Raw genomic sequence first — 14002 nt, 5'->3', positions numbered from 1 at the left:
CTGGGAATCGGGAATTAGGGAATAGGGAATGGAAAAGCCGGGATTGTCGCGAGTCAGGATGGGGAGCGGCTCTTGCCATTCCCTATTCCCTACTCCCTGTTCCCGGCCTCTTCCGGCGTCAAGGTCTTCAGTGCCAGCGCGTGGATCGCGCCGCCCATCAGCTCGCCCAGGGTGGCGTAAACCAGTCGGTGGCGCGCCAGCGGCAGCTTGCCGGCGAACTGGCTGGCGACGACGGTGGCTTCGAAATGCACGCCGTCGGCGCCGTCGACCTCGGCCCGGGCGCCGGGCAGGCCTGCTTCGATCATCGCCTGTATGCGGTTGGGGTCCATGGGCGTTCCATACGGAGTCGTGCCGGCGAAGCCATGGGTGGCGCGCGTGGCGGCACCATGGGGCAGGCAAAGACGTTAAAATGCGAATATGCCATGGTAATGGAATTCTTCTGGCACAGAAACGACGTCGGCGCCCTTCCCCCACTTGAGCTCACATGAACGCACGCATCGCCCCACCCGCGTCGAACGCACCGAGCCCCGACGCCATCATCCGCAGCGCCCGTACCGTGATCGCCACCGAGGCGACCGCGATCGCCGCGCTGGAGCAGCGCATCGGCGACGACTTCGCCGCCGCCTGCAGCCTGATCCTGGCCTGCAAGGGCCGCGTGGTGGTCAGTGGCATGGGCAAATCCGGCCACGTGGCGCGCAAGATCGCCGCCACCCTGGCTTCCACCGGCACCCCGGCGTTCTTCGTGCACCCGGGCGAAGCCAGCCACGGCGACCTGGGCATGATCCTGCCGCAGGACGTGGTGCTGGCGATCTCCTACTCGGGCGAGACCGACGAACTGCTGTTCATCCTGCCGGTCATCAAACGCCAGGGCATCCCGCTGATCGCGATCACCGGGCGCGCCACCTCCTCGCTGGCGCGCGAGGCCGAGGTACACTTGGATGGCAGCATCTCCAGCGAAGCCTGCCCGCTCGGGCTGGCGCCGACCACCAGCACCACGGTGGCGCTGGTGCTGGGCGACGCGCTGGCGATCGCGCTGCTGGAAGCGCGCGGCTTCACCGCCGACGATTTCGCCCGCTCGCACCCGGCCGGCGCGCTGGGCCGGCGCCTGCTGCTGCACATCAGCGACGTGATGCACAGCGGCGACGACGTGCCGCGGGTGTCGCCCGATGCCTCGCTCACCACCGCGCTGATGGAAATGACCCGCAAGCAACTGGGCATGACCGCCGTGGTGGATGCCGAGCAGCGCCTGCTGGGGGTGTTCACCGACGGTGACCTGCGCCGCGCGCTGGACGACGAGGAGGTCGACCTGCGCGGCGCCCGCGTCGCCGACCTGATGACCCGCGGCCCCAAGACGATCGGCGCCGAGCGCCTGGCCGCCGAGGCCGCGCAGCTGATGGAGAAGCACCAGATCCACGCGCTGCTGGTGGTCGACGACGAACAGCACGTCGTCGGCGCGCTGAACATTCACGATCTGCTTCGTGCGCGCGTGGTCTGATTTGCCTTGGCAAATCAGAAAATCAGGCAAGCTCGCGCTTTCGCTCTGAAACCCGAAATCACAATCGTGCCCAATCCCGTCTATCTCACCAATCTTCCGGCAGCGATCCTTGAGCGCGCGGCCCGCGTACGCCTGGCCGTGTTCGATGTCGACGGCACGCTCACCGATGGCCGCCTGTGGTACGGCGAGGACGGCCGCGAGACCAAGGTGTTCCACGTGCACGACGGGCTGGGCCTGAAACGGCTGCAGGCCTACGGCGTGCAGGTCGCGCTGATCACCGCGCGGATCAGCCATCCGGTGGCGCTGCGCGCCGAGGAGCTGGACATCGCCCACGTCTACCAGGGCCAGGGCAACAAGCGTGCCTGCCTGAACGAATTGCTCGACGCGCTGCAATTGCAGCCCGCGCAGGTGGCCTACGTCGGCGACGACCTGCCCGATCTCGCACCGATGCGCGTGGCGGGCCTGGCCGTGGCGGTGGCCAATGCACACCCGTGGATCGCCGAGGCGGCGCACTGGCAGACGCGCGCGCCCGGCGGCGAAGGCGCGGCGCGCGAGGTGTGCGACCTGATCCTGCATGCGCAAGGCCACGGCGACGCCGAGCGGGAGCACTGGCAGTGAGCTTGCGCCAGTGGCTGCGCGACCGGCGCCTGCCGGCCGCCATCGTGCTGGTCGGCCTCGCCGCGGGCACCAGCCAGTTGCTGCTGTGGTGGCTGGGCCCGGCGCCGCGCGCGCGCGACTTCGTCGGCCCGCCGCGTTCGAGCTACACCTTGAACGATGCCCGCGTCACCGAGTTCGGCGTCGACGGCAAGCCCAGCGTGTACCTGCAGGCGCCGCGGGTGGACCGGCGCGAAGGCGACGAGTCGCTGTATCTCGACTCGCCCACGTTCCAGATTCCTGCCGAACAGGCCGGCGTGCCGCCGTGGCGCGGCAAGTCGCGCTACGGCTGGGTCAACAAGCCGGGCACCGTGCTCAAGCTGCAGGGGCCGGTCGAGCTGCACCGGGATGCCTTCACCGACGCGCACGGCGTGGCCCGCCCCGATGCCGGCGTGAAGACCTCGGAAGTCACCGCGTGGCCGCGCGAAAACCGCCTGGAAACGGCCCAACCCGCCCAGCTCACGCAGGGCGACAGTAGAATGAACGGGGTCGGCATGCGCGCCAACCTCTCTGACAACCACCTGGAACTTCTCCATGACGTCCACGGCATCCTCTTTCCGCAGCCACGGAATGCTCCGGCTCGCCCTGCTCGTGCTGGGGGCGCTGCTGCTGCAGCCCGCCCTGGCCCGGAAGGATGACCGCAGCCAGCCGATGCGGGTGGTGCATGCCGATTCGTTCAGCGGCTTCAATGCGCCCAACAGCGTCACCACGCTCAACGGCCACGTCGAGCTGAGCCAGGGCACGCTGCGGATCACCGGCGACCTGGCCAAGATCTACGTCGACGGCAACCAGCAGCTGAGCCGCATCGTGGTCACCGGCAACGCCCACATCCAGCAACTGGACGATGCCGGCAACCTGATGTCTGGCGACGCGCGCACGCTGGACTACGACAACATCAAGGGCATCGCCACGCTCAAGGGCCAGGCCGCGGTGCACCAGCAGGGTCGCGGCGAAGCCCATGGCGACACCCTCACCTACAACACGCAGACCAGCGAGATGACCGGCAGCAGCGGCAACGACGGCATGGTGCACATGATTTTCCTGCCCAAGCCGCAGCCTGCTACCGCGCACTCCGCCACCATCCCTCCCGCCCCCGCGTCTTCCGCCGCGGCGCCGGCCGCCGCGGCCAGCAGCCCGGCGCCGCAGGGGCAACACTGACCCCATGCTCTCCGCCGAAGGTCTGCAGAAAAGCTTCAAGTCGCGCCAGGTCGTGCGCCATTTCGCGTTCTCGATCCGCGAGGGCGAAGTAGTCGGCCTGCTCGGCCCCAACGGCGCCGGCAAGACCACCTGCTTTTACATGGTGGTCGGCCTGATCGAGGCCGATGCCGGCACGATCACCCTGGACAAGCGCGACATCACCGGCCTGCCGATGCATGCACGCGCCAAGCTTGGCATCGGCTACCTGCCGCAGGAGGCGTCGGTGTTCCGCCGGCTGAGCGTGGCGGACAACATCATGGCGGTGCTGGAACTGCGCGAGGGGTTGACCTCGAAGCAGCGCGACAGCGAGCTGGAAAGCCTGCTCGACGAGCTGAAGATCGCCCACATCGCCGGCCAGAAGGGCATCAGCCTGTCCGGCGGCGAGCGGCGCCGCGTGGAAATCGCCCGCGCGCTGGCGGCCAATCCGCGCTACATGCTGCTGGACGAACCGTTCGCCGGCGTCGACCCGATCTCCGTGGGCGAGATCCAGCGCATCGTGCGCCACCTCAAGGAACGCGGCATCGGCGTGCTGATCACCGACCACAACGTGCGCGAAACCCTGGGCATCTGCGACCGCGCCTACATCCTGAACGAGGGCGAGGTGCTCTCGCGCGGCACGCCGGCGCACATCCTGGCCGACGAAAAGGTCCGCGAGGTCTATCTGGGCCGCGAATTCCGGCTCTGAACGAGGGCGTGACGGGCCGCGCTGGCCGCGTCTCCGGCCACGCGCTAGGATGGCCGCACGTTCCTTCGACCTGGCTGGCATGAAACCCGCATTACAGTTTCGCCTCCACCAGCAACTGACCCTGACGCCGCAACTGCAGCAGGCGATCCGCCTGTTGCAGCTGTCGCAGCTGGAGCTGGAAGCCGAACTGCGGCAGATCGCCGAGAGCAACCCGTTGCTGGAGTTTGCCGAGGAGGTCGAGGACGAGGAAACCGAAGGTCTCGACGACGCCGAGAGCAATTTCCAGCTCGCCGACAAGGCGCCCGAGAGCCACAGCGAGAACGATGAAGGCGCCATCGACTGGGCCGACGGCGGCGGCGTGGCGGAGTCGCCGATCGACTTCTCCAGCAACAGTCCCGGCAACGGCAGCGGTTCGCGCGGCGACGAGGATTTCGAGCCGCAGAACGCCGCCCCGGAAACCCTGCAGCAACACCTGACCTGGCAGCTCAACCTGGCCTCGTTCAACCCGCGCGAACACCTGATCGCCACCGTGCTGATCGACGCGCTCAATCCCGCCGGCTACCTGGCCGAGGGGATGGAAGCGGTGCTCGCCGCGCTGCCAGCCGGCTTCGACGCCAGCGTGGAGGAAGTGGAGGCGGTGCGTCGCCGGCTGCAGGGCTTCGACCCGGCCGGCGTCGGCAGCCTGGACCTGCGCGACTGCCTGCGCGTGCAACTGGAGCAATTCGACCCCGACACCCCGCATCGCAGCCTGGCGCTGCGCATCGTCGACAGCGAGCTGGAATTGCTGGCGCGCAACGACATCGTGCGACTGGCGCGGCGCCTGCACGCCACGCCCGACGACGTGGCCGAGGCCGCCGTATTGATCCGCAGCCTGGACCCGCGCCCCGGCGCGGCGCTGGACGCCACCCCGGTCGAGTACGTGGCGCCGGACGCCTATGCGATCCGCGACGGCATGCGCTGGCGGGTCAGCCTCAACCCCGATTCGCAGCCCCGGCTGGGCCTGAACCAGCACTACTGCGGCCTGATCGCCAAGGCCCGCGGCGAGGATGCCAGCTGGATGCGCGGCCAGCTGCAGGAGGCGCGCTGGCTGATCAAGAGCCTGGAATCGCGCGCCGAAACCCTGCTCAAGGTGGCCGAGGCGATCGTGCGCCGGCAAAGCGCCTTCCTCGACTACGGCCCGGAGGCGATGCATCCGCTGGTGCTGCGCGAGGTGGCCGAGGAGGTGGGCATGCACGAATCCACAATCTCGCGGGTCACCACGCGCAAATACCTGCACACGCCGCGCGGCACCTTCGAGCTGAAGTATTTTTTTTCCAGCGGCGTCTCCACGGAGGATGGCGGCAGCGCCTCGGCCACCGCGATCCAGGCCATGCTGCGCAAGCTCATCGACGCGGAGAATCCGCGCAAGCCGCTGTCCGACCAGGCCATCGCCGAAGAATTGCAATCCAAGGGCATCCAGGTCGCCCGCCGCACCGTGGCCAAATACCGGGAGGGGCTGCGCATACCCACATCCAGCGAACGCCAGCGCGCCGGCTGATCGGTCGCGGCATGGCGCGGGCGGGAACTTGCTTGTCGCCAAAGTGTTCCCATGTCTTGTAGACGAGATGACTGAAAGGCGTGCCAGGTCGAGCCGACCGCGGCACGTCCACCCGCCGCGAAACGCGGCACTGCACCACCAGAGGAGGCGCCTCCATGCAATTCCAACTCAGCGGCCAGCAGATTGAAGTCACCCCGGCGCTGCGCGACCACGCCACCGCCAAGCTCGACCGCCTCACCCGCCTCGACGACAAGCTGAAAAGCCTCGTGATCGTGCTCTCGCTGGACAAGCTCCAGCAGCGCGCCGACGGCACCCTGAGCGTGGTCGGCGGCACCCTGCACGCCGAAGCCACCGAGGCGGACATGTACGCCTCCATCGACGTGCTGTTCGACAAGCTGGTCGCGCAGTTGCGCAAGTACCGCGAGAAAGTCGCCGACAAGCATCAGCGCGAGGCGCGCGAGGAACGCCAGTACGGCTGATCCCTCCGCGTCGGTTCGACCATTCGCATGCAGCACGGCTCGCCGGTTCTCCGGCGGGCCGTTCTTGCCTCTGCACGCCGTGCAAGCCGCAAGCTGGCACAATGGTGGCGGTTCGGGCGGCCCACGTCGCCCATCACGCGACACAAGGGCCGCAGGCTTGGATCGGATCAGCGCGCGACAACTCTACGACGGCGTGCACGAGCGCATGGCGCTGCGCTGGGTGTCGGGCATGCGCGGCGAATCGCGGCTGCTGGAGCCGGGCGTGGCGCAGGCGCGGCGGCCGTCGCTGATCGGCTACCTCAACATCATCTACCCGAACAAGATCCAGATCATCGGCTCGGAGGAGCTCAACTACCTCGACGGGCTCGACTCGCGCCAGCGCTGGGAAGTGATGCACAAGATCGCCGCCTACCAGCCGGTGGCCCTGATCGTGACCAAGGATCAATCCGTTCCCGCCGACCTGCGCGAGGTCGCCGAGGAAACCGACATGCCGCTGTGGATCAGCCCCAAGCGCGGCCACGAGTTGCTGACCTACCTGCAATATCACCTGGCGCGCATGCTGGCGGCCAAGACCACGCTGCACGGCGTCTTTCTGGAAGTGTTCTCGATCGGCGTGCTGATCACCGGCGAGGCCGGCTCGGGCAAGAGCGAGCTGGCGCTGGAACTGATCAGCCGCGGCCATCGGCTGGTGGCCGACGACGCCACCGAGTTCACCCTGATCGCGCCGGACGTGATCGACGGCACCTGCCCCGAGCTGCTGCAGGACCTGCTCGAAGTGCGCGGCCTGGGCGTCCTCAACGTGCGCGAGATGTTCGGTCACATGTCGGTGAAGACTTCCAAGTACCTGCGCCTGGTGGTGCACCTGAAGCCGCTGCGCGACGGCGAGGAGGCCGATGCGCTCACCCGCCTCACCGGCGACATCGGCCATCGCCCGATCCTCGACGTGCAGGTGCCGATGATCACCATCCCGGTGGCGTCCGGCCGCAACATCGCGGTGCTGGTCGAAGCCGCGGTGCGCAGCCACGCGCTGAAGAGCAAGGGCATCGATCCGGCGCAGACCTTCATCGACCGCCAGGCGCACCAGCTGCGCCGACTGCCCCCGTGGTGAACGCATGAACGAGAACGAGCCGCCGCTGACCCCCTTCAACGCCCGCGAGGGAATCCACCTGATCGTGCTCACCGGCCTGTCCGGCGGCGGCAAGACGGTGGCGCTGCGCGCGCTGGAGGATCTGGAGTTCTACTGCGTCGACAACCTGCCCGGCAGCCTGCTGCCGCACCTGGTGCAGGCCGTGCTGCAGGATCGCAGCAGCCGGCGCCGGCGCATCGCGGTGGGCATGGACGTGCGCAATCGCGGCGAGGACTTCGCCCACCTGCCCCATGTGTTGTCCGAGCTGGCCGCCTCCGGGGTGGAGCCGCACCTGATCTTCCTCGACTGCCGCGACGAGGTGCTGATCAAGCGCTACTCGGAAACCCGCCGGCGCCACCCGCTGGCCTTGCGCGGCGTGTCGCTCGCCGATGCGATCGTCGAGGAGCGCCGCCTGCTGCGCCCGCTGATGGCGATCGCCGAGAAGGTGATCGATTCCAGCGACCTCAACGTGCACCAGCTGCGCCGGCTGGTCGCCACCGGCTACGCGCAGGCCACCGAGGGACTGACCCTGATGTTCCAGTCGTTCGCGTTCAAGCGCGGACTGCCACTGGATGCGGATTTCGTGTTCGATGCGCGCTGCCTGCCCAACCCGCACTGGCAACCGCATCTGCGGCCGTTGTCGGGCAAGGACGCGCCGGTGCGCGAATACCTCGACGCCGAGCCCATGGTGGGCGAGTACTTCGCCGACACCGCGAGCTGGCTCGACCGCTGGATTCCGCGCTTCGAACAGGACGACCGCAGCTACCTGACCGTCTCCATCGGCTGCACCGGCGGACGCCACCGCTCGGTCTACCTGGTGGAGAAGCTCGCCGCGCACTACCGCAGCCAGCGCGAAGGCGTGCTCACCTTCCACCGCGAGCTCGAATGATGATGCGCGCGAGCCACCCGGCGAGGCCAACCCCATGAGCGTCGGCGTGCTGCTGATGACCCACGAGGCGGTCGGCCACGCGCTGATCTCCGCCGCGCGCCACGTGATGCCGCAGCTGCCGCTGCGGGTGGCCGCGGTGGAAGTGCCGCCGGAGGCCGACCCGGAGGTCATGCGCTCGCTCACCGCCCACCACGCGCGCGAGCTGGACCAGGGCGGCGGCGTGCTGATCCTGGCCGACCTGTACGGCGCCACCCCGTGCAACATCGGCCTGTCGCTGGGCGCGCTCGGCGTGCACCTGCGCTGCGTGTCGGGGCTCAACCTGCCGATGCTGCTGCGCGTCCTCAACTACGCGGAGAAGCCGCTCGACGAACTGGCCGAAATCGCCGCCAGCGGCGGTCGCGGCGGCATCTTCATCGACCACGCCTGACACTGCCCATGCTCGAACAAGAAATCGTCGTCTCCAACAAGCTCGGCCTGCACGCCCGCGCCTCGGCCAAGCTGGTGCAACTGGTGCAGGGCTTCAAATCCACCGTCTGGCTGGTCAGCAAGGGCCGCGAGGTCAACGCACAAAGCATCATGGGCGTAATGATGCTCGCCGCCGGCATCGGCACGCCGCTGTCCGTGCGTGCCGACGGCCCCGACGAAGAAGCCGCTCTGGCGGCGGTGATCGCGCTGTTCGAGCGCAAGTTCGACGAGGGAGCCTGAGATGCAGGGAATCGGGAATAGGGAATCGGAAATGGTAAGAAGCGGAGTGCCCGCGAGCGCCCCGCTTCCCGCAAGCACCTTGCTTTCTGCTTTGCCTATTCCCTATTCCCTATTCCCTATTCCCGCGATTGGCCCCCAAGGCGACCAATCGTGAGACACGTCCTCCCCGGCACGCTGGCGGCGCGCGGCATGGCGCTCGGACGGGCGCGGCTGGTGCAGCCGAGCCGCTACGCCGTCGACACCCGGCCACTGGACGAGGGCGAGGTCGAGGAGCAATTGCAGCTGCTGCACCGGGCGCTGGAAACCGCGCGGCAGGAACTGCGCGAGTTGCGCGGCAAGCTGCACGGCGCGCTGGCACGCGAGGTCAACGAGTTCATCGACGCGCACAGCCTGCTGCTGGACGATGCCGAACTGCTGCGCGGGCTGGACGACCTGGTGCGGGTCGGCCGCTACCGACCCGGCGCGGCGCTGAAAAAACAACGTGACCGCCTCGCCGCCGTGTTCGAGGCGATGGACGACCCCTACCTGCGCAGCCGCAAGGAGGACGTCGAGCAGGTGATCAACCGGGTGATCTCCGCGCTGCAGCGCCAGACCAGCCCGGAGGAACGCAAGCTGGCCGCCCGCGTCGGCGAGATCCTGATCGCCGACTCGATCGCCCCCGCCGACATGGCGCAACTGGCCGGCGCCGGGCTGCTCGGCGTCGTCGCCAGCTCCGGCAGCGCCTACTCGCACAGCGCGATCCTGGCGCGCAGCCTCGGCCTGCCGATGCTGGTGGGTACGCGCGACGCGCTGGCCGACATCCACGACGACGACCTGATCCTGCTCGACGCCGAGCGCGGCGAAACGGTGGTGCATCCCACCGCGCAGGACCTGTCGCGCTACCGCGCCTGGCAGCGCCAAGCCGCCGACGAAGGGCGCCGCCTGGCCAAGCTGGCCAACGCGCCCACGCGCACCCGCGACGGCGTCGAGATCGCCCTGCTGGCCAATGCCGAAACCCCCGCCGACGTGGCGATGGCACGCGCCCGCGGCGCGGACGGCGTGGGCCTCTATCGCACCGAGTTCCTGTTCCTGCGCAAGCGCGCGCTGCCCTCCGAGGACGAACAGTTCATCGCCTATCGCGACCTGGTGATGGGCATGGGCGGCCTGCCGGTGACGATCCGCACGCTGGATCTCGGCGCCGACAAGGCCGACGCCGCCGGACTGACGCTGCGCGGCGAGGACAACCCCGCGCTCGGCGTGCGCGGCGTGCGCCTGTCGTTGCGCTACCCGGCCGTGTTCACCACCCAGATCCGCGCGATCCTGCGCGCCGCGTGCTACGGCCCGGTGCGCGTGCTGGTGCCGATGGTGACCCAGCCGGACGAGCTGATCGCCGTGCGCACCCTGTTCAAGCTGGCGCGGCAGGAGCTCAAGCGCGAGAACATCGACCTGCCGGAGAAACTGCCGCTGGGCGCCATGATCGAAGTGCCCGCCGCGGCGATCAACGTGCGCGCGCTGCTGGAACACAGCGACTTCCTCGCCATCGGCACCAACGACCTGGCCCAATACGTGCTCGCCGCCGACCGCGGCAACGATGCGCTGGACAACATCTACACCCCGCTGCAACCGGCCCTGCTGCGCCTGCTCTCGCACGTGATCGGCGCCGGCCGCCGCGCGAAGAAGCCGGTGAGCCTGTGCGGCGAGATCGCCGGCGACATCAGCTTCACCGCACTGCTGCTGATGCTCGGCCTCAACGAGTTCAGCATGCACCCAAGCCAGATCCTGCAGGTCCGCGACCGCCTCGCCGCGCTCGACCGCGCCCACCTGCGCCGCCATGCCGCAAAGCTGCTGCGCGCGCATACCCACGAGCAGGTGGCGGCGACGTTGAACGCCATCCTCGCGAACGCTGCGCCCTGTTAGGCCGTATATGGATCGTGCGTCGCTAAACCAAGCAAAAAAACTCGCCTACCGCGATCCCGAGGTCGCGCTTCGGGAGCTCCGCGAAATCGAACTCTCAGCCGTCAGCTTGGATGTTTCTCCACAAGTGCGGCATCTACGCACGAACGATCTCAAGGGGCCGCGTGAGTATCGTCAAGCTGCGCTGTTTAGCCTAGGCATGTCGCATAACCTCGGCCTTCCGGTTCGCTTCTGCCCTATCGAAGCATCCGACTACGACTTCATTGCAACGTGGCAAGAGCAAGAGGTAAGACACTTCGCTCCGGTTCAACTCAAGGAACTTGCCCCAGAATCCCTCAATGCCACCGCCACGGTTCAGGACATCGTGGATGGGCTGGCAAAGTACTCCTCCAGCTCGCTAACGGTTGGCGTTTTCCTGAACCGCCAAGGATCGTTCGTACCGCAGGACCTGAAGATCCCACCGCTCCGCATTGGTGCCCTGTGGTTTATTTTCGCAACCGCACCTGATCAATCGGAGTGGGTGCTTTACGGAGATGTTTTGGGCCAATCACATGCAACCACTTTTGCGTATCCGGCCTGACAATTCGTTCAAGCCGAAGCCGCTTCGCGGCTCGGCTTAATTCAGGCGATGCCTGACTCCGACAGACCCCGACGACCGGCTTAGGCCGGGCAACGCCCGCCTGCTCCCTTACGCGACGACAACGACCAGAGCCGAAATCAGCGGGCAGCATCTCCTCTACAGCTTCTCCAGGAACGCATCCAGCAACGCGCCGCGATATTTCTGCCGGTGCAGGAGCAGGGAGAGTTTGCGGCGCAGGTCGAGGAAGGGGGTGCGCAGGGCCTTGAGGTGACCGGCGGCGACGGCGTCGGTGATCGCCACGGCGGGGAGGCAGGCGATGCCGAGGCCGGCGACCACGACCTGCTTGATCGCCTCGATCTGGTCGAGTTCCAGCACGGTTTCGCCGGGCGGCAGTTGCGAGAGCACGCGTTCGCTGGTGGCGCGGGTGGCCGAGCCGGGTTCGCGCAGCACCCAGCGCGCGCCGGCGAAATCGGCCGGTTTCAGGCTGCGCTTGCGCGCCAGCGGATGGTCCGGCGGCGCGCAGACCACCAGCAGGTCGTCGCGCCACGGCCGCACTTCTAGTTGCGGGTGGGTCACCGGGCCTTCGACGCAACCGATGTCCAGGCCATGGTCGAGCATGGCGGCGGCAATCGTCTCGGTGTTGGCCACGCGCAGGCGGATCGCCACCTGCGGGTTCGCGCGCACGAAGGCGCCCAGCAATTCGCCGACGCGATAGTTGCCCACCGTGTTGCTGGCGCCGATGCGCAGCTCGCCAGCCAGCGCGGCGCCCTCGACGCGCGCGCGGCGGCCGAACTCGGCGTGGCGCTCCAGCAGTTCCTGCGCCAGCGGCAGCAGCTCGCGCCCGCGCGCGTTGAGGTGCAATCGGCCGCGCTGGCGATCGAACACCGGCGCGTCGAGTTGGCGCTCCATCTCGGCCAGCGCCATGCTGGCCGCGGGCTGGGTCAGGTGCAGCCGTTCGGCCGCCGCGCGCACGCTGCCCAGCACGGCGACCTGCACGAACACATCCAGTTGGCGCGGGCTGATGTTGACCATCAAGGCATCTTATACACGGAATCAGAAGTTCAAAGTTCTATTGATGGATGGCCGGGTCGACAATGGCGGCTTCCCGCGGAGTCCCTGATGAACGCCTCGACCGCTGCCGTCCCCCGACCCTCCCTGCGCAGCCGCGCGCCCGGCCTCGCGCTGGCCGTGGCGATCGGCGTGCTGGCGCTGCTGCTGGGACGCTGGGTGCCGCTGATCGGCGGGCCGGTGTTCGGCATCGTGCTGGGGATCATCGTGCGCAACGTGTTTGCGCCTGGCGCGCGCTTCACCCCGGGCATCCAGTTCGGCGGCAAGCAGGTGCTGCAGTGGTCGATCATCGCGCTGGGCTTCGGGCTCAGCCTGACCCAGGTGGCGAAGACAGGGCTGGAATCGCTGTGGGTGACCCTGATCACCATGAGCATGGCCTTCCTCAGCGCCTGGGCACTGGGGCGCTGGCTGGGCGTGCACGACAAGCTGAAGATCCTGATCGGCGTGGGCACGGCGATCTGCGGCGGCTCGGCGATCGCGGCGGTGACCCCGATCATCAAGCCGGACGACCACGACACCGCGTTCGCGATCTCCACCATCTTCCTGTTCAACGTGATCGCGGTGCTGCTGTTTCCGCTGCTCGGCCACCTGCTGAACCTGTCGGATCTGGGCTTCGGCCTGTGGGCCGGCACGGCGATCAACGACACCTCGTCGGTGGTGGCCGCCGGCTACAGCTACAGCCATGCCGCCGGCGACTACGCCACCATCGTCAAGCTGACCCGCGCCACGCTGATCATCCCGATCTGCCTGGTGCTCGCCTTCGTGGTGGCGGCGCGCGAGAAGCGCCAGCACGCGCAGGCCGGCGACAGCGTCGGCTTCAGCCTGGCGCGCATCTTCCCGTGGTTCATCCTGTGGTTCGTGGTGGCCTCGGGCATCCGCACGCTGGGCCTGGTGCCGGTCGCGATCCAGCCGGCGCTGCACATGCTGGCCGAGTTCATGATCATCGTGGCGCTCACCGCGATCGGGCTCTCCGCCAACCTGCGCAAGATGGTTTCCAGCGGCGCGCGGCCGATCCTGCTGGGGCTGGGCGTGTGGATCGCGGTGGCGGTCAGCAGTCTGCTGGTGCAGTTGCTGATCGGGCGGCTCTAGCGGTTTTTCGGGATTCGCTGAAAGGGATCGCCCGCGAGCGGGCTCCTACGGTCCCGCGGGCGGCCGGCGGCGTTGCAGGTCGAGGCCACCCCTTAGCTTGAGGAACCGGGCTCAGCGCTTGTCCAGCGAGTACTTGCCCGGCCCGGTGATGCTCAGCAGGATCAGGCCGCCGACGATGCTGATGTTCTTGTAGAAGCTGATCATGCTCAGGTAGTGGGCCATGCCTTCCATGTTCCAGTAGCGGTGGCCGATCAGCGCCGCGGCCAGGGTGTAGAGGGCGAGCGCGAGTGCCAGCGGCCGGGTGTAGAAGCCGAGCACGATCAGGATGCCCACGACGAACTCCATCAGCACCGCGATCAGGGTCAGCAGCCCCGGTAGCGGCATGCCGGTGGAGGTCATGTAGGTGACGGTGGCGGTGAAGCCGGTGAGCTTGTCCAGCCCGAACTTCACGAACAGCACCATGAGCAGGATGCGGGCCAGCAGGATCAGCTCGTCTTTGCGATTCGCGAACAGGTCGTAGCGCATGGTTTCCTCCCTCGCCGTCGGCGTCATCAGCGCAGCGCACCTTCGCGCTGCGGACCAGGCTCGCCGCCGCACCGTGGCGC

Annotated in this window: 17 protein-coding genes; 14 read left to right on the top strand and 3 right to left on the bottom strand. The window is 68.1% G+C overall.

Translation table 11 applies throughout. The features are described from left to right. Positions 1-89 precede the first annotated feature (89 nt). Positions 90-329 (bottom strand): BolA family protein, encoded by a 240-nt coding sequence (locus tag ACVCMC_RS17330; protein ID WP_395120024.1) that lies wholly within the window; start codon positions 327-329, stop codon positions 90-92. Between the two features lie 155 nt (positions 330-484). On the opposite strand from ACVCMC_RS17330, the gene ACVCMC_RS17325 reads away from it, so the two are divergent. From ACVCMC_RS17325 to ACVCMC_RS17265, 13 genes are all read left to right on the top strand, one after another. Beyond that, the gene (locus ACVCMC_RS17325) at positions 485-1495 is read left to right on the top strand and encodes a KpsF/GutQ family sugar-phosphate isomerase (protein ID WP_395120025.1); all 1011 of its coding nucleotides are present in this window, start codon (positions 485-487) and stop codon (positions 1493-1495) included. Between the two features lie 66 nt (positions 1496-1561). Beyond that, the gene (locus ACVCMC_RS17320; protein ID WP_395120026.1) at positions 1562-2113 is read left to right on the top strand and encodes a KdsC family phosphatase; all 552 of its coding nucleotides are present in this window, start codon (positions 1562-1564) and stop codon (positions 2111-2113) included. Beyond that, positions 2110-2787 (top strand): LPS export ABC transporter periplasmic protein LptC, encoded by a 678-nt coding sequence (gene lptC / locus ACVCMC_RS17315; RefSeq protein ID WP_447098209.1) that lies wholly within the window; start codon positions 2110-2112, stop codon positions 2785-2787. Before ACVCMC_RS17320 ends, lptC begins: the two co-directional genes overlap by 4 nt. After that, entirely contained in the window at positions 2720-3307 is a 588-nt protein-coding gene (gene lptA, locus ACVCMC_RS17310; RefSeq protein WP_447098208.1) for a lipopolysaccharide transport periplasmic protein LptA, read from the top strand. The genes lptC and lptA overlap by 68 nt, the downstream gene beginning before the upstream one ends. Positions 3308-3311: 4 nt before the next feature. Continuing rightward, positions 3312-4031 carry an LPS export ABC transporter ATP-binding protein gene (gene lptB, locus ACVCMC_RS17305; protein WP_395120029.1) on the top strand — a complete coding sequence of 240 codons (720 nt, stop codon included), beginning with the start codon at positions 3312-3314 and terminating at the stop codon, positions 4029-4031. 79 nt (positions 4032-4110) lie between these two features. Further along, the gene (locus tag ACVCMC_RS17300) at positions 4111-5568 is read left to right on the top strand and encodes an RNA polymerase factor sigma-54 (RefSeq protein ID WP_447099530.1); all 1458 of its coding nucleotides are present in this window, start codon (positions 4111-4113) and stop codon (positions 5566-5568) included. 155 nt (positions 5569-5723) lie between these two features. Further along, the gene (gene hpf, locus ACVCMC_RS17295) at positions 5724-6047 is read left to right on the top strand and encodes a ribosome hibernation-promoting factor, HPF/YfiA family (RefSeq protein ID WP_395120030.1); all 324 of its coding nucleotides are present in this window, start codon (positions 5724-5726) and stop codon (positions 6045-6047) included. A gap of 157 nt (positions 6048-6204) precedes the next feature. Further along, complete coding sequence (gene hprK, locus ACVCMC_RS17290; RefSeq protein WP_395120031.1) at positions 6205-7155, top strand: HPr(Ser) kinase/phosphatase; 951 nt, start codon at positions 6205-6207, stop codon at positions 7153-7155. Between the two features lie 4 nt (positions 7156-7159). Next, on the top strand, positions 7160-8062 hold the full coding sequence (gene rapZ, locus ACVCMC_RS17285; protein WP_447098207.1) for an RNase adapter RapZ: 903 nt from the start codon (positions 7160-7162) through the stop codon (positions 8060-8062). Positions 8063-8096: 34 nt separating this feature from the next. After that, positions 8097-8489 (top strand): PTS sugar transporter subunit IIA, encoded by a 393-nt coding sequence (locus tag ACVCMC_RS17280; protein WP_395120033.1) that lies wholly within the window; start codon positions 8097-8099, stop codon positions 8487-8489. An 8-nt stretch (positions 8490-8497) separates the two neighbouring features. Continuing rightward, a complete protein-coding gene (locus ACVCMC_RS17275; RefSeq protein WP_447098206.1) occupies positions 8498-8767 on the top strand; it encodes an HPr family phosphocarrier protein in 270 nt (89 codons plus the stop codon). A 150-nt stretch (positions 8768-8917) separates the two neighbouring features. Next, positions 8918-10663 (top strand): phosphoenolpyruvate--protein phosphotransferase, encoded by a 1746-nt coding sequence (gene ptsP / locus ACVCMC_RS17270; RefSeq protein WP_447098205.1) that lies wholly within the window; start codon positions 8918-8920, stop codon positions 10661-10663. Between the two features lie 7 nt (positions 10664-10670). Next, positions 10671-11240, top strand: coding sequence for a hypothetical protein (locus ACVCMC_RS17265; protein WP_447098204.1), 570 nt, complete (start codon positions 10671-10673; stop codon positions 11238-11240). A 156-nt stretch (positions 11241-11396) separates the two neighbouring features. Here the strand turns inward: ACVCMC_RS17265 and ACVCMC_RS17260 are convergent, their stop codons facing one another. Continuing rightward, positions 11397-12272: a LysR family transcriptional regulator gene (locus ACVCMC_RS17260; protein WP_447098203.1), complete on the bottom strand. Its 876-nt coding sequence runs from the start codon at positions 12270-12272 to the stop codon at positions 11397-11399. A gap of 87 nt (positions 12273-12359) precedes the next feature. On the opposite strand from ACVCMC_RS17260, the gene ACVCMC_RS17255 reads away from it, so the two are divergent. Further along, positions 12360-13397 carry a YeiH family protein gene (locus ACVCMC_RS17255; protein WP_447098202.1) on the top strand — a complete coding sequence of 346 codons (1038 nt, stop codon included), beginning with the start codon at positions 12360-12362 and terminating at the stop codon, positions 13395-13397. 111 nt (positions 13398-13508) lie between these two features. Here ACVCMC_RS17255 and ACVCMC_RS17250 read toward each other — a convergent pair whose 3' ends face one another. Further along, positions 13509-13922: a DoxX family protein gene (locus ACVCMC_RS17250; protein WP_395120044.1), complete on the bottom strand. Its 414-nt coding sequence runs from the start codon at positions 13920-13922 to the stop codon at positions 13509-13511. Positions 13923-14002: the final 80 nt, after the last annotated feature.

The sequence above is a fragment of the Rhodanobacter sp. UC4452_H20 genome (assembly GCF_052978205.1).
The sequence above is the reverse complement of the archived record's forward strand: the minus strand, read 5'-3'. Positions and strand labels throughout refer to the sequence as shown.